This is a genomic window from Streptomyces yaizuensis (assembly GCF_034961445.1).
GTDB lineage: Bacteria > Actinomycetota > Actinomycetes > Streptomycetales > Streptomycetaceae > Streptomyces > Streptomyces yaizuensis.
The window spans coordinates 26,102-44,187 of the sequence record NZ_BSBI01000016.1 but is presented as its reverse complement, the minus strand read 5'-3'; the positions used below and the strand labels follow the sequence as shown (position 1 = coordinate 44,187).

General features: G+C 72.2%; 16 protein-coding genes. 3 read left to right on the top strand and 13 right to left on the bottom strand.

Annotated elements, in window-relative coordinates:
* Window positions 1-299: 299 nt before the first annotated feature.
* The 5 genes from SYYSPA8_RS31110 to SYYSPA8_RS31090 form a co-directional block, all read right to left on the bottom strand.
* Window positions 300-1,658 (bottom strand): FAD-binding protein, encoded by a 1,359-nt coding sequence (locus SYYSPA8_RS31110; RefSeq protein WP_323450750.1) that lies wholly within the window; start codon window positions 1,656-1,658, stop codon window positions 300-302.
* Between the two features lie 14 nt (window positions 1,659-1,672).
* Window positions 1,673-1,981, bottom strand: coding sequence for a hypothetical protein (locus tag SYYSPA8_RS31105; protein ID WP_323450749.1), 309 nt, complete (start codon window positions 1,979-1,981; stop codon window positions 1,673-1,675).
* Between the two features lie 100 nt (window positions 1,982-2,081).
* Window positions 2,082-2,912 (bottom strand): alpha/beta fold hydrolase, encoded by an 831-nt coding sequence (locus SYYSPA8_RS31100; protein ID WP_323450748.1) that lies wholly within the window; start codon window positions 2,910-2,912, stop codon window positions 2,082-2,084.
* Between the two features lie 170 nt (window positions 2,913-3,082).
* A complete protein-coding gene (locus SYYSPA8_RS31095) occupies window positions 3,083-4,582 on the bottom strand; it encodes an MFS transporter (RefSeq protein ID WP_323450747.1) in 1,500 nt (499 codons plus the stop codon).
* 118 nt (window positions 4,583-4,700) lie between these two features.
* Window positions 4,701-6,110 (bottom strand): FAD-dependent oxidoreductase, encoded by a 1,410-nt coding sequence (locus SYYSPA8_RS31090; protein ID WP_323450746.1) that lies wholly within the window; start codon window positions 6,108-6,110, stop codon window positions 4,701-4,703.
* Window positions 6,111-6,385: 275 nt separating this feature from the next.
* Here SYYSPA8_RS31090 and SYYSPA8_RS31085 point away from each other — a divergent pair, with 275 nt between their 5' ends.
* Complete coding sequence (locus SYYSPA8_RS31085; protein ID WP_323450745.1) at window positions 6,386-7,549, top strand: epoxide hydrolase family protein; 1,164 nt, start codon at window positions 6,386-6,388, stop codon at window positions 7,547-7,549.
* 83 nt (window positions 7,550-7,632) lie between these two features.
* Here the strand turns inward: SYYSPA8_RS31085 and SYYSPA8_RS31080 are convergent, their stop codons facing one another.
* Entirely contained in the window at window positions 7,633-8,403 is a 771-nt protein-coding gene (locus SYYSPA8_RS31080) for an SDR family NAD(P)-dependent oxidoreductase (RefSeq protein WP_323450744.1), read from the bottom strand.
* 98 nt (window positions 8,404-8,501) lie between these two features.
* Window positions 8,502-8,951 (bottom strand): VOC family protein, encoded by a 450-nt coding sequence (locus SYYSPA8_RS31075; protein WP_323450743.1) that lies wholly within the window; start codon window positions 8,949-8,951, stop codon window positions 8,502-8,504.
* 224 nt (window positions 8,952-9,175) lie between these two features.
* Between SYYSPA8_RS31075 and SYYSPA8_RS31070 the strand changes: the two genes are divergently transcribed.
* Both SYYSPA8_RS31070 and SYYSPA8_RS31065 read left to right on the top strand, forming a co-directional pair.
* Window positions 9,176-10,423, top strand: a complete 1,248-nt coding sequence (locus SYYSPA8_RS31070; RefSeq protein ID WP_323450742.1) for a cytochrome P450 family protein — start codon at window positions 9,176-9,178, stop codon at window positions 10,421-10,423.
* A gap of 43 nt (window positions 10,424-10,466) precedes the next feature.
* Complete coding sequence (locus SYYSPA8_RS31065; protein WP_323450741.1) at window positions 10,467-11,372, top strand: alpha/beta fold hydrolase; 906 nt, start codon at window positions 10,467-10,469, stop codon at window positions 11,370-11,372.
* 94 nt (window positions 11,373-11,466) lie between these two features.
* On the opposite strand, the gene SYYSPA8_RS31060 is transcribed toward SYYSPA8_RS31065, so the two are convergent.
* The 6 genes from SYYSPA8_RS31060 to SYYSPA8_RS31035 all read right to left on the bottom strand — a co-directional run bounded on the left by SYYSPA8_RS31060 (window position 11,467) and on the right by SYYSPA8_RS31035 (window position 17,971).
* Window positions 11,467-11,850 carry a VOC family protein gene (locus tag SYYSPA8_RS31060; RefSeq protein ID WP_323450740.1) on the bottom strand — a complete coding sequence of 128 codons (384 nt, stop codon included), beginning with the start codon at window positions 11,848-11,850 and terminating at the stop codon, window positions 11,467-11,469.
* Window positions 11,851-11,945: 95 nt separating this feature from the next.
* Window positions 11,946-12,236, bottom strand: a complete 291-nt coding sequence (locus SYYSPA8_RS31055) for a DUF1905 domain-containing protein (protein WP_323450739.1) — start codon at window positions 12,234-12,236, stop codon at window positions 11,946-11,948.
* A 172-nt stretch (window positions 12,237-12,408) separates the two neighbouring features.
* A complete protein-coding gene (locus tag SYYSPA8_RS31050; RefSeq protein WP_323450738.1) occupies window positions 12,409-13,761 on the bottom strand; it encodes an aminotransferase family protein in 1,353 nt (450 codons plus the stop codon).
* A 138-nt stretch (window positions 13,762-13,899) separates the two neighbouring features.
* Window positions 13,900-15,390, bottom strand: coding sequence for an MFS transporter (locus SYYSPA8_RS31045; protein WP_323450737.1), 1,491 nt, complete (start codon window positions 15,388-15,390; stop codon window positions 13,900-13,902).
* Between the two features lie 250 nt (window positions 15,391-15,640).
* Window positions 15,641-16,933, bottom strand: coding sequence for a cytochrome P450 (locus SYYSPA8_RS31040; protein ID WP_323450736.1), 1,293 nt, complete (start codon window positions 16,931-16,933; stop codon window positions 15,641-15,643).
* Between the two features lie 63 nt (window positions 16,934-16,996).
* Complete coding sequence (locus SYYSPA8_RS31035) at window positions 16,997-17,971, bottom strand: PDR/VanB family oxidoreductase (RefSeq protein WP_323450735.1); 975 nt, start codon at window positions 17,969-17,971, stop codon at window positions 16,997-16,999.
* Between the last annotated feature and the right edge of the window lie 115 nt (window positions 17,972-18,086).

Here is an 18,086-nt window from a genome sequence, read left to right as displayed (position 1 = left end):
GCCACGGAGTTCCGAAAAGCATTTTCCGAAGGCGCTCGACCACGACTTTACCGATATAGATGTAGCCGGTCAATGAAATACTAGAGCAATCCGGAGGAAGCGCTTCCGGGGAAATTCCGCTATCTTGCCCGAACGAATTCGGCCTCCTTTTTATAAGTCGGCCGGACGGTTTGCAGAAGCGGTTCGGATGCTTTCGGACACCCGCCGCCGCCCCGGGAGGCTCCCGGAAACGCGGACGGCCCGCCGGGAGTCTCCCGACGGGCCGTGAACGGCGGTGCGCGAAGGTGTACGTGGGCGGCTCAGCCGGGCGGCCGGACCGCCCGGGGCCGCACCCGGGCCTCGTGGTACGCCGTGGGCCCCGAGTACCCGGCCCCGCCCAGGCTCTCGGCGAGGGAGCGGAGGGAGGCGTTCCCCCGCAGCATCCCCTCCAGCGCGGCGGGTTCCCCGGGCGGCGCCGTGCGCTGGAGCCCGAAGAGCACGGTGACGGCGTCCCGCGCCCTCGGTACGCGCGGAGCGGCGATCCGGGCGGTGGCGAAGGGATACAGCAGCACCGAGCCGCCCACGCCGAGTTCGCGTGCGGTCAGCCCGCGCAGCGTGGCCTGGATGACCCCTTCGGCGTGCCGGCCCGGCAGCAGGACGGTCCGCCGCGGGTGCGGATGCCCCTGCCAGGAACCGGTGGCGCGCTGCCCGGCCTCGATCGGGGCGAGCCTGCGCAGGAAGTCCCCGTACGCCACCGTGCCGCTCTCGCCCGCGCCGCGCTCGTACCGGAGCCCGTCGAGCAGGGCCCCGTCGTCGGGTGCGGACGAGGGGTCGAATCCGGCCACCGCCTCCAGGACGAAGGTCCAGCCCTCGGCGCCGGACCGGTTCGGGCCGGGCCGGGCCGGCCCCCCGGCGAGCGCCTGGCCGGAGACGTGGTCGAAGCGGCCTTCGCCGATGAGGAGCAGCTGATCGGCGAGGAAGGTGGAGAGGTCGCGGTAGACGAGCCGGTGGACGCGCGCCAGGGCCGGGGCCGGGGTCAGCGCGAGGGCGGCGCGGGTGATGATCCCGTACTCCCCCTGGCTGCCGCGTACGGCGTCGAAGAGGTCGGCGTCCCGGGTGGGTGAGCAGGGGACCAGGTCGCCGGTGGGGGTGACGACGTCGAGCGCGTGGACGTTGTCGGCCTGGGAGCCGTACCGGTGGCTGGCGCCGCCGAACCCTCCGGCCGCGAGGGTGCCGCCGACGGAGAGCCCCAGGTGGTCGGGGAGGACGGGGGGCGCCAGACCATGCGGAAGGGTGGCGTCCACGACGGTGCTCCACCGGGCGCCGGCATCCGCCGCGACCCGGTCGCCGGCGGGCGGGCCGACGGCGGCGAGCGAGGTCAGGTCGACCACGATCCCGTCGCGGGCCTGGGCCTGGCCGTCGACCGAGTGCCCGGCGCCCCGGGGCACGACCGGGATGCCGCAGGCGCGGCCGAACCGCACGACGGCGGCGATGTCGGCGGCGTCGGCCGGGAGCAGCACGGCGAGCGGCCGGTGGTGGAGCCGGTTCCCGAAGTCGCGGGCCGCGCCGGTGAGGTCGGCGGCGGCGGTGCTGAGGGTACCGCGCAGCTCGGGCACGGGAACGACCCCCGGTCCTGGCGCGGCGGTCCACTCCAGGGTCGCGGGACGGAGCCCGGTCACGGGACGGAGCCCGGTCACGGGGCGAACCCCCACGACCCCACGACGGTGGCGGGGCCCGCCTGCGGCGTACCGTCCGCGCGCTCGGCGAATCCCTTCTGGAACTCCTGGAACGCGGCGAGGTCGGTCAGTTGCATGGCGCCCTCCTCGATGATCGCGACATGGACGAAGGTCACCCCGTCGGCGAGCCGGAGCGAGGCGTAGCGTACGCCTTCGGGCCGCTTCCGGGACAATTCGGCGAAGACATTCTCCACCAGCTCCTGATTGGCGTCGGCGGTTTCCGGGCGCATGGTGTAGCGAACGACGAATGCCGTGTCCTTGGACATGTGTGTTTCTCTCCGTTTCTGCGCGGGGACGGCGTTCCGCGCCTTGCGCAGAACAGGCCGGAATGGACCGGCCGGAATAAGCTGGCCGGATCGAGCCGGGTCAGGAAAGGAAGAAATCCCTCAGCAGGGGCGCGGCGGCCTCCTGGGGGAAGACGTGCCCCTCGCCCCGGATACGGGTGTAGCGGGCCTCGGGTATCCGCCGGGCGAGCGTGGTGCACGTGTCCTGGATCCAGCGGGGGCTGAGGGACCCGCCCAGGACGAGCACGGGGGCGGTGATCCGGTGCAGTGCGTCCCGGGGGATCGCCGCGTGCCGCTCGCTGATGACGCCGTCGTGGACGAGGGTGGGCGCGAGGTCCAGGAAGGTCTCCCACGCCCGGTGCGCCGTGAGCCGTTCGATCACGTCCTCGTCGAAGCGGACGGATTCCCGCCAGAACAGGGTGACGGCCTCCGCCCTGCGGCCCCGCGCGACGAGCCGCCGCAGCCGGTCCAGATAGCCGGGCGGGTTCGGCGGGGCGCCGTAGGGGGGTTCGTACAGCGCCAGCCGGGCCAGGGGCAGGCCCCGGGTGGCGGCGCGGACGGTGATGATCCCGCCGGTGCAGTTGGCGAAGACGGACACCGGGCCGTCCAGGGCCCCGACCACGGCGGTCAGGTCCTCGGTCTCCCGGTCGATGGAGTACTGCCCGGGTTCGCCGCCCCCGCCACCGCCGCTCCCGCCGCGCCCCCGGCGGTCGTAGGTGACCACCGTGAACCGGCCGGACAGCGCGTCGGTGAGCCTGTCGAACATCCCCTTGTGGCTGAGGCCGCCGCCGACGAGGACGACAGGAGGTCCCTCGCCGGTCCGTTCGCAGGCCAGCGGGGTGCCGTCGGCGGATACCACCGTCATGGGCACACGCAGGGGCTGGGGCTGGGGCTCGGGCTCCGGCTCGGTCACCGGGAGTCTCCTTCCGCGTGTCCTCGTGTCGCGGAACAGTTCTCCGGGCACCGACCGGACCGCGATCGTCTCCCCCCGGGCGCCTCTGCATCCTGTCAGCCGGTGGATCACCGGCGCATATTCCAGAGTGCGCTTCCCGGCCCGGTCCGGCCCGTCTCAGCCGGCCCGTCTCAGCCGGCGAGCGGAAGGTCCGCCTTCCGCTCCGGGGACCCGGTGCCCCCGTCCACCGCGTCCGCCGTCGCGGGTTCCGGGCGGCGTCGCAGCAGCAGGGCGGCCAGGACCATGCCGATGAGGACGAACACGGCGCACGCCGTGAACGCGGCCCGCAGCCCCGCCGTCATACCGGCGGCGCCCGGACCGGTGGTGTACGCGGTGGCCACCGAGGTGACGACGGCGATGCCCAGCGCGCCCCCGACCTGGAGGGCGGCGACGGTGACTCCGGAGGCGACGCCGCTGGCCCGCTCGGGGACCCGGGCGAGCGCGGCCACGGACGCGGCGGCCGTACCCGCCCCCAGGCCGGGCCCGAAGACGACCAGGCCCCACAGGATGTCGGGGACGTAACTGCCGTCCGCCGGAACCCGGGACAACAGCAGGGATCCGGCGCAGAGCAGGACCAGGCCGGCCCCGACCACCGGCCGGAAGCCGATCCGGGTCACCACGGACTGCCCCGCGTACGCGCCGACGAACGCGAGGAACGGCATCACGGACTGGAGCAGGCCGAACTCCAGCGGACCGTGCCCGAGGACGACCTGCCCGTACTGGGAGATGGTGACCGAGAGGCCGAACGCGGCCATCCCCATGGTCAGCGTGACGAGGTTGCCCCCGGCGAGCGTGCCCCGCCGCAGCAGCGACAGCGGCAGCAACGGTGAGGCGGATGTCCGTTCGACGGCGGCGAAGACCGCGACGAGGGCGGCGAACGCGGCGAGCAGCCCGAGGGTGCGCGGGCCCGTCCAGCCGTTCACGGAGGCCCTGCTGACGGCGAGGATGAGGGCGACGAGGGCGAGTGTGCTGGTCAGTGCGCCGGTGACGTTGTACGGGCCTTGGTTGTCCCTGCCGTGGCTCTCGCCCAGCAGGACGGGCGAGAGCGCCAGGACGAGCAGGGCGACGGGCACGTTGACGAAGAACACCCACTGCCAGCCGAACTCCTCCGTGAGCAGGCCGCCCAGGAGCAGGCCCGCCGTGGCGCCGATGCCCCCGATGCCCGCCCAGCCCGCGAGCGCGGTGTTGCGGTCCTTCCCCTCCGGGAAGGTGTTGAGGAGGATCGACAGCGCGGTGGGGACCATCAGCGCCGCCGACACGCCGCCGAGCACCCGCGCGGCGATGATGACCTCGCCGTTCGGGGCGAGTCCGCAGATCACCGAGCTGACGAGGAAGACCGCCGTCCCGGCCATGAAGACCCGGCGGCGGCCGAGCCGGTCGGCGGTCCGGCCGCCGAGCAGCAGCAGACCGCCGAAGGTGATCAGCTTGGCGCTGAGGACCCACTGCGCGTCCCCGGCGGACATGCCGAGGTCGCCGGCGAGCTGGGGCAGGGCGAGGATCACGCTCTGCGAGTCCAGCAGGACGGCGAAGTTGGCGACGCACAGCAGGACCAGTGCCGCCCATCGCAGGCGGGTGGCGGCGGGGGCTGCGGCGGCGCGTGGCTGGACGCCGGCCGGCCGGGGACGGGTCACCGGGACTCCTCGTACGGTGGAAGGAAGTAAGGAAGTAAGGAAGAAAGGAACGGGGGCGGGGACGGAACGCCGTGTACGCCACCGGCGGTGGGCCGCGGTCCGGGCCGGCCGGGGCGGCTCAGCCCACCGTGGTGGAGGAGCCGGAGGAGGACGCGCCGGAGCCCGGCGTCTCAACGGGCCGCCCCGCCCCGGGCCCGAAGAACACCCGCCGCATCAGCGACGGCTTCATCAGCGCCTGCGGCGGGTCGACGAGCGAGATCGCCCGGATGAAACTCCGCGCCACCACCGCGTCGTTCGCGGCCGCCGCCTGCACCTTCCTCACATACAGATTGCCCATCCGGGTCGCGAGCGTCCGCCGCCCCCGCACCCCGGGATATCCCAGATCGGCGGCTGCCGACATGTTCCACGGAGCGTCGGTGACCTTGGCCAGGTCGCGGAAGAAGGCCTCGGCCCGGGGCTCCGCGCCCCGCCTCAGGTGCTCCCGCAGCACGATCGCGCCCATCGCGGCGACGGTCATGCCCTGGGCGTAGACGGGGTTGAAGGTGCAGGCCGCGTCGCCGACGACGAGATACCCGGCGGGGAAGCGCCGCAGGCGCTCGTACCGGTGCCGCACGCTCGCCGGGAAGCGGAAGCTGCCCGCCGGGCCGCGCTGCTCGGCGTCCCGGACCGCCTCATAGATGTCGGGTATCGGCAGTGTCCTCGTGTACGCGAGGAAGCCCTCGGGGTCGGTCGGCGGGCGGTCGCCGCGGATCCCCGTGAGCGTGAGCGCGTAACGGTCCGACAGCCGGGCGAAGATGGCCCCGCGCGGCCGGTCGGGCGTCGCGGTGGGGACCAGCGCGATGTCGTCGCCGAGCGGGTCGTGGGGCAGCGGCCCGACGAAGTCCATGGTCGTGTACGTCAGGTCCATGTGGACCTTCTCCTCGGGGGCGCGCTCGTACCCGAACTCCTCCAGCCAGCGGGGGGTGCGCGAGGCCCGCCCCGTGGCGTCGACGATCAGATCGGCCTCGACGATCTCTTCCCCGCCGGGCGCGCCGTCGACTCCGGCGCGCGGCTGGACCCGTACACCGGTGATCCGGCCGCGGTCGGCGGAGGCCACCAGACCCACGATGTCGGTGCGTTCCCGCAGCACCACACCGGGCAGCGCGGCCACCCGGGTACGGATCCCGTGCTCCAGGACGGGCCGGTTGGCGCCCACGCACGCCATCCCGGTCTCGGTCTCGGCGAGCATCCGGCCGTTGAAGTAGTAGTGGCAGGTGGTGCCGTAGTCGCCGACGGGGACCCCGAGGGCGAGCAGATCGTCCACGAACCCGGGGAACAGCTCCTCCAGGATCCGCCGGCCGCGTTCGAGCAGGGCGTGGATGTGGATGGACCAGGAGACCGCCGGACGCGGGCTCATGCCCGATCCCGTGAGGTCGTCGCGGTCGATGACGGTGACCCGGTGATAGGACTCGGACAGCACACGAGCGGCGAGCAGGCCGCCGATACTGCCCCCGAGCACGACGGCGTGGTCGCCGGTCCTGGTAACCATGGCGGTGCGCCTCCCCTGGCTGGTCGGACGGGTGAGCGGACGCCGGAAACGCTAGACCCGGGGCCGTCGACTCCTCTTCTCCGACGTTGCGCAGTGCCCGTCCGGCCGGGGCCTGCGGGGGCGGGCGGGGCGGCGGTTTCTCCTGTCGTGCTCCGTATCGCCCAGGCGGTAGGCCGGTGATCGCGGGCCTTGTACCGTCCATGCAGCTCACGCGGATCCCGCAGATCCCACGGTGAGACGCAGTGAGAGACGCAGTGAGAGATGAGGAGTACGTGATGCGCCCGTTCCGCGTCGGCATACCGCAGGAAGCCCTGGACGATCTCCGCGCGCGGCTCGGTTCGGCCCGCTGGCCGGCCGAGGTCCCCGACACCGGCTGGAGCAGGGGCGTGCCGCAGTCCTATCTCCGGGAGCTGGCCGCGTACTGGCGCGACGGCTACGACTGGCGGGCCACCGAGGCCCGTATCAACGCCTTTCCGCAGTTCATGACCGTCATCGACGGCGCGGACATCCACGTCCTGCATGTCAGGTCGCCCGAGCCGGACGCGGTCCCGCTGCTGCTCACCCACGGCTGGCCCGGCTCGTTCATCGAATTCCTCGATGTGATCGGGCCGCTGACCGACCCGCGGGCGCACGGCGGCGATCCCGCGGACGCCTTCCATGTGGTCGTGCCGTCGCTGCCGGGGTTCGGCTTCTCCGGGCCGCTCACCGAGCACGGGTGGACCCTGCCCCGGGTGGCGGGCATGTGGGCGGAGCTGATGGCGTCGCTGGGGTATGACCGCTACCTGCCGCAGGGCGGTGACCTGGGGGCGTCGGTGGCGATCCTGCTGGGGGCGACCGACCCGGAGCATGTCCTCGGTACGCATGTGAACTTCCTGTTCACCGCGCCGTCCGGGGACCCGGCGGAGCTGGCGGACCTGGACGCGGCCGACCTGGCCAGGCTCCAGCGTCTCGGCGCGTTCGCCGACGACGGCTCCGGCTATATGAAGCTGCTGGCGACCCGACCGCAGAGCCTGGGGTACGGCCTGACGGACTCGCCGATCGGCCAGCTCGCCTGGAACGTCGAGAAGTTCTACGAGTGGAGCGACGCGGAGAAGAGCCCGGAAGAGGCCATCGACCGGGACACGCTGCTGGCGCAGGTGTCGCTGTACTGGCTGACCGGCACGGCGGGGACGGCGGGGCATCTCTACGCCGACAACGCCGCGTTCATGCCGATCACGTCCGCTCCGCCGCCGCCGCTGCCGTCGGTGCCGGGGCCGCTGGGGGTCACGGTGTACCCGGCGGATCTCGCGCAGCCCATCCGGCGGCTGGCCGAGCGCAGGAACCCGAGGATCGTCCGGTGGACGGAGGCCGAGCGGGGCGGACACTTCGCCGCGATGGAGCAGCCGGAGCTGTTCGTGGCGGAACTGCGGGCGTTCCGCCGCACACTCGAAGCACGCTGACGACCACAGACGACCACGGACGACCACGGAGGGCCGAGGGGGCGGTGGCAGCACCGTCCCCTCGGCCCTCCGTGGCGCGCCCGTCAGCGGAAGATGCGTTCCATGACCCGGCGGGAGACGGGCCGGGGGGCGAGTTCGAGCGCCGCCGTCATCAGCCGGGTGACAGTACCGGGCACGGTCACGGTCCGGCCCGCGTCCCAGGCCCGCAGCGCCCCCGTGACCACCTCGGCGGTCGTGGTGTGCCCCGGCGTCCTCTCCACTTTGTCCCCCAGGCCAGCGACCTCGCTGAACTCGGAGACGGTCGGGCCGGGGCAGAGCGCCATTGCCCGTACCCCGGTGCCCCGCAGCTCCGTCGAGAGCGCTTCGGCGAACGACAGCAGGAACGCCTTGCTGGCGCCGTACGCGGCGAGGTACGGCGTCGTGACGAAGCCCAGCGTCGACGCCACCACGATCACCCCGCCCCTGCCGCGCGCGACCATCGAGGGCACCACCTGGGCGGTGAGGTCGACGCCGGAGAGGACGTTGAGGTTCAGCATGGCGAGCGTGTCGGCCCGGTCCGCGTCGATGAAGCGGCCGTGCAGGCCGCGCCCGGCGTTGCAGACGAGCAGGTCGGCACCGCCCAGTTCCTCGGCGCGCGCGGCGACGGCGGCGTTCGCGCCGTCGGCGGTGAGATCACGGACCTCGGGGATCACCCGCCCGTCCGATCCGGCCGCGAGGGCGTCGAGCCGGTCCGCCCGCCGGGCCACGGCCAGGACCCGGTATCCGCGGGCCAGCAGGGCCCGGGTGAACTCGGCGCCGATACCGGAGGACGCCCCGGTCACGACGGCCAGTGGTGCATCGGACAGGTCACTCATGTCGCTCTCCCAAGTAGTGGCGCCGGCGTGCGGGGCCCGGACTCCGTACGGGGTTCCTGCCGTACGGAGTTCCGCGCCGTAGGGGCTCTCCGCCGGGCTCAGCCCGCGATGTGCATGACCTCCAGCGCGACGCCGTCGGGGTCGGTGAAGGTGAACAGGGCGAACACGATCGGCTCCTTGTACTCGCGCACCTCGCTGCACTCCACCCCCAGGGAGGCCAGGTGCCCCCGCCAGCCGTGCAGTTCGTCGAGGCTCCCGGCGGCGAAGGTGAGGTGGTCGAGCCCGGTGCGCTGCGGGGCGAACTCCTCGCCCGTGCCGCTGTCGTGCTGGGTGAGCCCGAGGTGGACGCCGGTGCCGGGGCGCATCATCCCCGCCGTCCGCCCGCCCGGGAAGCTCTCCTTCATCCACTGGACCATGCCGAGCTTCTCCTCGTACCAGCGGACACTGCGTTCCAGGTCGCTGACGGTGATGCCGACGTGGTGCAGGGCCGCCAGACCGTCCGGGGTCGGCGCGGGCGGAGCCGTGGGCGGGGTCAGGACGAATTCCATGGCGCTCTCCTCGGATCGGGAAACGTCGGGAAACTCGAAAATACGCCGGACGGTGTGCGGCGTTCTTCTTCCTGCGTGCGGGAGTTACCGGGTCCCGGGGAACACCGATCGGCGTTCCGGGAATGACGGCAATCAGAAAGAAGTCGGCCGGGGGCGGGGGTAAATAGCATGAAGCATCGATATGACCGAGCCACCACAACGGACCCCGCTGGAGGTCGTGTCCCATGTCAGACGCTGTATGCCCGTACCGTCTCGACCCGCAAGGCGCCGACACGCACGGTGAGACCACTCTTCTCCGCGCACAGGGACCGATCGCGCGGGTCGAACTGCCGGACGGTGTCCTCGCGTGGTCGGTGCACGACTACGAGGTCACCAAGGAGATCATGGGCAACGAGCAGTTGTTCTCCAAGAACCCGCGGCGCAACTGGCCGGCCTATATGAACGGGGAGATCTCCAACGGCTGGCCGCTGATCACCTGGGCGGCCATGGACACCATGGCCACCCAGGACGGCGTCGACCACGCCCGGCTGCGCAAGCTGCTGCTGAAGGCGTTCACCCAGCGCCGCGTGGACGCGATGAAGCCGTACATCGAGGCCACGGTGAAGGAGCTGCTGGACGGCCTGGAGACGGCGGGCGCCGAGGGGGTCGTGGACCTGAAGGGCCTCTTCCATATGGAGCTGCCCACCCGGCTGATGTGCGACCTGTTCGGTGTGCCGGTGGAGACCCGGGCGGAGGTGCTGGAGGGCGGCCACAAGAACATCGACACCCGGATCACCGCCGAGGTCGCCTCGGCCAACCTCGACCAGTGGCAGATAGCGATCTCCAACCTGGTCCAGTACAAGCGGGACAACCCGGGCGACGACCTGACCACCGGGATGATCGCGGCCATGGACGAGGACGGCTCCCGGCTGAGCGACTCGGAGATGATCGGGACCCTGCATCTGCTGCTGGGCGCCGGCTCGGAGACGCTGGTGAACGCGCTGGCCCACGCCTCCGTCGCGCTGATGACCGACCGCGATCTGCTCGCGAAGGTCAAGGCCGGGGAGATCCCGTGGGAGAACGTGTTCGAGGAGACCCTGCGGGTGGAGTCGCCCGTCGCGCACCTGCCGTTCCGCTTCGCCACGGAGGACGTGGAGATCGGCGGCGTGCGGATGTCCCGGGGCGATGTCGTGCTGGTGGACTTCGCCGGCGTCGGCCGCGACCCGGCGATCCACGGGGAGACCGCCGGCGAGTTCGACGCCCTCCGTGCCGACAAGACGCACCTGTCGTTCGGCTTCGGCGTGCACTACTGCCTGGGCGCGCGGCTGGCGAAGAGCGCGTGGATGAGCGGTATCCCCGCCCTCTTCGAGCGCTTCCCCGATCTGACGCTGGCCGTGGAGCGCGACCGGCTCGTGGGGCAGGGCAGCTTCGTGGTGAACGGCCACGAGAGCCTGCCCGTCCATCTGTACGGCAAGCCCGCGCTCGTGGCCTGACCGCCGCCGCACACGACACGACACGCCCGAGGGACGGAGCACGGTGGAACCAGCACCAGGGACGAGCGACACGGTGGACATCCACCCGGCCGGGGACGACCCGGGGACCGAGGGCGGCGGGATCCTCGGCGATCTCGACGAGGACTACGGCGGGACCCGCGACTGCCCGATGGAGACGGTGGTGTCCGCCGACGGCACCGTCATCGCGTACGAGAAGTACGGCAGCGGCCCGCCGGTGGTCGTGATCGGCGGCGGGCTGAACGACCGCGCCATGTTCACCCCGCTGTCCACGATCATGTCCGAGCACTTCACGGTGTACACCTACGACCGCCGGGGCCGGGGCGACAGCGGCTACGGCGACCCGGACCGGTGGACGATCCAGCGGGAGGTCGAGGATCTGGCGGCGGTCCTTGAGGCGGTGGGCGAACCGAGCCACGTGTTCGCCAACTGCACCGGCGGGATGATCGCCGTCCTGGCCGCCGCCGATGGGCTGCCGCTGCTCAGGCTGGGTCTGTACGAGCCTCCGTACTGGTCGTCGCCGACCACGGCCGAGCAGGTGGAGACGTTGAAGCGGCTGATCGCCGAGGACCGCCGCGAGGAGGTGGTCACGATCTTCGCCCGGGACATCGTCGGATTCCTCGACGACGAGTCGATCGTCAAGTTCAAGACCCACCCGGCGTGGGCGGCCTTCCAGACCATGACCCCGTCCACCTACTACGACGCGCTGATCAACCGGGACCATCTGGACATCCCGTACGACGCGCTGCACCGCATCGCGGTCCCCACGCTGGTGCTGCGCGGCGACGAGGGGCAGCGGGAGATCCATGACGCGTGCGCCCGGATCGCCGTGGAGGTGCGGGGGGCGAAGCTCGTGACCATGCACGGCTACGACCATCTCTTCGACCAGAAGGCGGGGGCTCCGCTGCTGATGGAGTTCTTCGCCGCCTGACGGAGAGGGGCCGGTCCCACAGGGCGACAGAGCGGCAGGGCCCGGTGCGAGCGCGCACCGGGCCCTGCTGTCCTGCATCTCTGCGGATGATCCGTCAGGGGCTGGTCACACCGACGGTGTTGCCGTCGAGGTCCTTGAAGGCGGCGATCCGCTCGTCACCGGTGGACTGGGGCTTCATCACCACGGTGCCGCCCAGCTCGACGGCGCGCGCGAGCGCCACGTCCACGTCCGCGACGGGGAAGTAGACGACGATCCCGACATACGGGCTCTCCGGGCCGGCCTGGCCGATGCCGCCCGCCGGCGGGGCGTTCTCGGTGCCCACGAGGGCGTAGGTGTCGTCCAGCGCGGTCACCGTCCAGCCGAACATCTTCTGGTAGAAGTCACGCGCCCGCGCGGAATCCGGCGTGGAAATGTCGAACCAGCTGGGAGTGGGGTTGGACACCGTCGTCTCACCGTCGTTCTGTATTGCGTCAGCCATGAGCAGAAACTACCGCCTTCCAAAGAGAAATGACAATGCGGGGACGGAAGTTGGGGAATCAGCCCGCCGCCGTCCCGGGGACAGCCGAACCGATGTCAGCTGAGCCGCTTCTGGAGATGCACGGTGACGTTGTCGCCGGCGTCCTTTCCGAGGGTCTTCCGCAGGGCCGCCCGGAGCGGGAGCATATGCGTGCCGTCACCCATCGGGAGCATGGTCGCCTGGAACTCGTGACCGTCCGCCACACCGGACACCTTGACGGCCTTGCGGGTGCCGAAGAAGTCACCGGAGCCCGGCATGATCACGCAGATCCAGCCGCTGGTGTTCTCCTTGATGATCTCCGCCGAGAAGGTGGTGTCGATGTCCTGTGGGGTCGCCGCAGCTGCCATGAGGGGTTCTCCTTGCTCTGCTCTTGGTGGTGCGCTTGTTCTGTTTCCTGCCCCGGATCCTGCCGGGGTCGTCCTTCGGTTCTGCCCCGGATCGCGTCCGGGTCGTGAATCGCTTCCTGCCGGGCCCTGCCGTTCCTGCCGTTCCTGCCGCGGCGGAGGGGCCCCGGTCCGGTCAGTCCGTGCCGGCGGCGTGGGCGGCGGCCGCCCGCACGGCGGTCACGAGCGTGCCGGCGAGCCGGGCCGTCTCGGTCTCGCTGATGATCAGTGGCGGTGCGAGAACGATGTTCCGTCCGGTGCGCCGCACCAGGACACCGTCCTGTCTCATCAGCCCCCGCACCCGCGCGGCACGCCGGGAGGAGTCGAGTTCGACGGCGGCGAGCAGCCCTCTGCCCCGCAGCTCGCGGACGTACGGCAGGGCGCGGAGCGGTTCGAGGGCGGTCAGCAGCTGGGCGCCGCGCGTGCGGACGTTGCCGAGTACGTCGTTCTCCTCGATGACGTCGATGACGGCCAGGCCGGCGGCGCAGGCGGCGGCGTGCCCGGAGTGGGTGTGGCCGTGGACGAATCCCGCCTTCCCCTTGTTCCGGTCGAAGACCTCGAAGACATGCTGGGTGGTGGTGACCGCGGCGAGGGACATATAGCCGGCGGCGAGTCCCTTGCTGGTGGCCAGGATGTCGGGCTCGACGCCCGCGTGCTGGAAGCCGAACATCCGGCCGGTCCTGCCGAAACCGGTGGTGACCTCGTCCAGGATCAGCAGGACGCCGTGGTCGGTGCAGAGCCGGCGGACCGCCCGCAGATAGGCGTCGGGGACGACGTGGGCGCCGCGCGCCTGGACCGGTTCGACCACGACGGCGGCGGTGCGGTGGCCGTGCTCGGCGAGGAAGTCCCGCAGGGCCCCGGCCCCCGCCCCGGCCCCTGCTCCGTCGCTGTCGCCGCCCTCACCCGTACCGCCGCCACCGCCACCGGGCCCGCGGACGGTGACGAACCCGGCCGGGGCGACCTCGGGTGCGATGGGCGAGGAGCCCGCCGAGCAGGCGGCGGCCGCCATCGTGGCGCCGTGGTAGGCGTTGTCGAGCGACACGACGAGCGTGCGCTCCGGCTCGTCGCTCACGGCGTGGTAGAAGCGGGCGATCCGCAGCGAGGTCTCGACGGCCTCGGAGCCGCTGTTGCAGAAGAAGGTGCGGGTCAGCCGGGGTCCGACCAGTCCGGCGATGCGCTGGGCGAGCCTGATGGCGGGCACGTTGGCGCCCTCGCCCATGTCGTAGGTCATCAGCTGGGCGAGCTGTGCGCTGATCGCGTCGGTGACCGCCCGGCAGCCGTACCCCAGGGTGGCGTTGAGGCCGGAGGACTTGGCGTCGAGATAGGTGCGGCCGTCGGCGTCCCGTACCTCGCAGCCCTCGCCATAGACCGCGACCAGGGTGTCGGGGCTGACCCTGCTCGGTGACCAGGGGTGCCACAGGTAGTCGGCGTCGACGGAGAGCAGTTCGGTCTGGTTGGGGGCCGCGTACGTCGTGGGCGTTGCGGTCATCTCGGTCAGCCTTTCCGTTCGGCGGACGGGGCCGCCGGGAGGCGGGTGCCTCCCGGCGGTTCGTTCCCCACGGGGTTCCTCGTTCCTCCGGCTCAGCCGTCGATCAGTCGTCGGGCGTCGGGCGTCGGCCCCCGGCCGTCAGCGGGAGCCCGCGACGGTCTCGGCCATCGGGTCGCGCAGTTCGGTGTCGACCTTCTCCACCAGGGCGAGGAGCAGGAGGCCGCCGAGGACCATCAGGGCGCCGCCCACCCGGAAGGCCAGCCCGTACCCCTCGGTGGTGGCGACGGCGGCGGAGACTCCGTCGCCCATCGCGTCGTCGGCGTCCCGGATCGCGAGGGTCACCAGGACGGCGACGCCGAGCGCGCCACCGATCTGCTGCATGGTGGTCTGCACACCGGACGCGAGGCTGGAGTTCTGGACGGTGACGCCGTGCAGGGCGGCGTTGGTCGCGGCGGGCATGGTGATGCCGGCGAACAGGCCGAAGACGAGCATGCCCGGCATGATGCCGCCCCAGTACGAACTGTCCACGTCGATCATGCTGGTGAGGAAGAGGCCCGCGCCGGCGCCGATGTAGCCGATGGACACCACCACACGGATGCCCAGCTTCGGGATGAGCGCGGTCCCGACGCCGATGCCGGTGCCGATACCGACGCTCAGCGGCAGCCACGCCAACCCGCTGACCAGCGGGGAGTAGTCCAGTACCCGCTGCTCGAACAGGGTCAGCATGAAGGTGTAGGAGATGAAGGCCGCCATGAAGAACAGCGTGGTGAAGTTGACGATGGAGCGGGTGCGGTTGGCGAAGAACGAGAGCGGGACGAGCGGGTCGGACACCTTCCGTTCGATCAGGACCATCACCACGAGCAGCAGGACACCGGCGAGCAGCGGCAGGAGCACCTGCGTGGAGCCCCAGGGGTGGTCGGCGGCCTGGAGGAGCCCGTAGACGACGCCGACCAGACCCAGGGTCAGGGCGACGGCGCCGACGATGTCGAGGCTCTGGCCCTTCTCGCGGACCATCCGGCTCTCGGTGACCATGCGCGGGACGAGGAACATCACGACGAGGGCGACGGGCAGGTTGATGAAGAAGATCCAGCGCCAGGACGCCAGGTCGGTCAGGAGGCCGGAGATGACATAGCCCAGCGTGCCGCCGAGTCCGATGATCCCGCCCCAGATGCCGAGGGCCTTGGTCCGCTCCTTCGGGTCGGTGAAGAGCAGGGCGATCAGGCCGAGCGAGGCGGGCGCGGCGAGCGCCTCGGACGCGCCCTGGCCGAACCGGCCCAGGACCATCATCCAGGGATCGACGGCGGCGCCGGACACGGCGGAGGAGAGCGCGAAGACGACCACGCCGGCCATCAGCAGCCGGCGGCGTCCGAAGACGTCGGCCAGCCGGCCGCCGAGCATCAACAGGCCGCCGGCGGCGAGCACATAGCCGTTGACGACCCAGGCCAGGCCGGAGTCCGAGAAGTCCAGTCCGTCCTGGATACGGGGCAGTGCCACGTTCACGACGGTCATGTCCAGCAGGATCATGAACTGGAGGCTCGACAGCAGGGCGAGTATCTGCCAGCGCCGGGGGTCCGGCTCCGGCTGTGGGACCTCGGCACCCTTCGACGTACCCGAATCCACCGTGGTCACGCGATTTCTCCCTTGGTCATCGATGGCACACACACGCACCGGATCGCCCGGCGGTCCGGCGGTCCGTCGGCCCGGCGCGATCACGGGGGCGGGGGCCGCCGGAGCCGCCCATTCCACCGTCTCCGGCGGATCGCCCGACGGCCGTTCCTCCGGGGGCGGTTGCCCGGTGTTCCGGGCATGCCGCCCCGGCTGTCGCGGCTGTCCCGCTGCCGAACCGCGCCGGAGTTTACACTGTTCACATCGGCCGTGTTCACACCGTATACTCCCGGGCAGTGCGAGGCAAACGCCTGGACGGAATCGGTGTGACGGCCCTCTCCGTCCGCTCCGTACGAGCGATCCGCGCCCGGACCGGCACCGAATCCCAGGACCTCAGCGTGTTGTTGAGGCGGCGTCGGGCCGGGCCCGCGGGCTCCAGCGCCCCCACCCGCCGCACCAGCGCGGTCAGCAGGCACTCGACCTCCAGCCGCGCGAGCCCCTGGCCGACGCACTGGTGGAGCCCGAAGCCGAACCCAAGATGGCCGGAGGGGTCCCGGGTGATGTCGAACGTGTCGGGGTCGGGCCACCGGCGCGGATCGCGGTTGGCCGCCCCGAGGAAGAGCAGGAGCTTCGCCCCGTCGGGCACCACCGCGCCCCCGATCCGCACATCGCCGGTGGCGGTCCGGAAGAACGTCTGCACCGGCGAGGCCCAGCGCACCCCCTCGTCGAACGCCGCCCGCGCCAGCGCCGGTTCGGCGCGCAGCCGCGCCCACTGCCCGGGGTGGGTCGCGAACGCCTGGAGCAGACCGGCGAGCGCGTGCACCGTGGTGTTGACCCCGGCGGCGAAGAGGGACCGGACGACCAGGGGGGCCTGGGCCGGGGTGATCTCGCCCCGGTCGGCGGCCTCCCAGATCAACGCCCCGAACCCGCCCCCGCCATAGGTCTCGCGCGTGCAGCGGGCACTCACCCAGGCCGACAGCTCCCGGGCGCGCGGAGCGCCCGCGGCGACGAGGTCGTTGCGCGGGCCGAAGGCGTTCAGCAGGAAGTCGCTGAAGGGCAGGAGGTGTTCGCGGCCCTCGCGGGGAATGCCGAGGGCGTCGGGGAAGACCCGCAGCGGATACGCCTCCGCGAGCGCGGCGACGGCGTCGAACTCGACGTCCGTGCCGTCGGGGCCCGGGAGCAGCCGGTCGACCAACTCCTCCGCGACACCGGTCCACTCGGCCCGCAGCCGCCGCTGCGCGCCGGGTCCGAGCAGGCCGGCGAGGACCCGGCGGGGGGCGTCGTGGTGGGGCGGGTCCGCCTCCAGGAGCACGCTCAGCGAGCGCCACGGCTTCTCGGTACGGAAGTTCGACAGCCCGACCCCGGCGCCGGAGCCGAGGCCCTGCCAGTTCCGCAGGGCGGCGTGGACCTCGGCGTAGCGGCCGGTGGCGTACACGTCGTGGGCGGGGAGGTACACCAGCGGTCCGGCGTCGCGCAGCGCCGCGTCGAAGGGCAGGGGGTCGGTCAGGACGTCGTGGCCGAAGGGGTCGAGATCGAGGACGGGCAGCGAACGGGGTTCACGGGTCATCGGGCGGGGCCTCCTGAACGGGGCTGGGGGCGAGGTCGCCGATCATGGGATGCGGCCCGCGCTTCACAGGTCCAACACCAGCCGCTCGCCGCGCGAACGGGAGACGCAGGGGTACATCCGGTCGCCGGTGGCGCGTTCCTCGTCGGTGAGCAGGGCGTCACGGTGGTCCACCTCCCCCGCGACGACGGCGGTCTCGCAGGTGCCGCAGGTGCCTTCCCCGCAGGAGGAGAGCAGATCCGCCCCGGCGGAGCGCACGGCGTCCAGCACGGTGGCGCCGGGCCGGACGGTGACGCTCGTACCGCTGCGGGCCATCACCACCTCGAACGGGGCGTCCCGCACGGGCGCGTCCCGCGCGCGAGCGGCGAACCGCTCGGTCCGCAGGGTGTACGGGGGCCAGTGCGCGCAGGCGGCGGCGACGGCGTCCAGCAGCCCGGCCGGGCCGCAGCAGTAGACCCGTACCCCCGCGCGGACCTCGCCGAGCCAGGCGTTCAGATCGGGTCTGCCGCACTCGTCCTCGGGGACGACGGTCACGCGGTCGCCGTGGAGGGCGAGTTGGTCGAGGAACGCCATCGAGGCGCGGCGGCGCCCGCCGTACACGAGCTGCCAGTCGGCGCCGACCAGCTCCGCCTGTTGGATCATCGGGAGCAGCGGGGTGATGCCGATGCCGCCCGCGAGGAAGAGGTAGCGGTCCGAGGGCACCAGCGGGAAGTTGTTACGGGGCCGTTTGGCGCCGATGCGGTCGCCCACCGCGATCCGGTCGTGGATCCGGGCCGAGCCGCCCCGGCCGGCGTCCTCGCGCAGTACGGCGACGCGGTAGTGGTGGGCGTCCCAGCGGTCCCCGCACAGGGAGTACGGGCGGACCAGGCCGCCGGGCAGGACGAGATCGAGGTGCGCGCCCGGCGTCCAGTCCGGGAGCCGGGCCCCGTCCGCGTGGGCGAGCCCGAGGGCGACCACCCCGTCGGCGACGTACTCCTTGGCCGTCACCCGCAGCGTCAGCACCTGGGCCGCCGGGCCGGCGGCCGCCTCGACCAGCTCCATGGGACAGCACTCCCCCGTTCACGCGCCACACGTGTGGCCCCGGCCCCCGGGTCCTGCCGCGCCACCGGGGCGCGTACGGCCGGTCCCGGGGACGACCGGCGTCGCCTTCCCACGC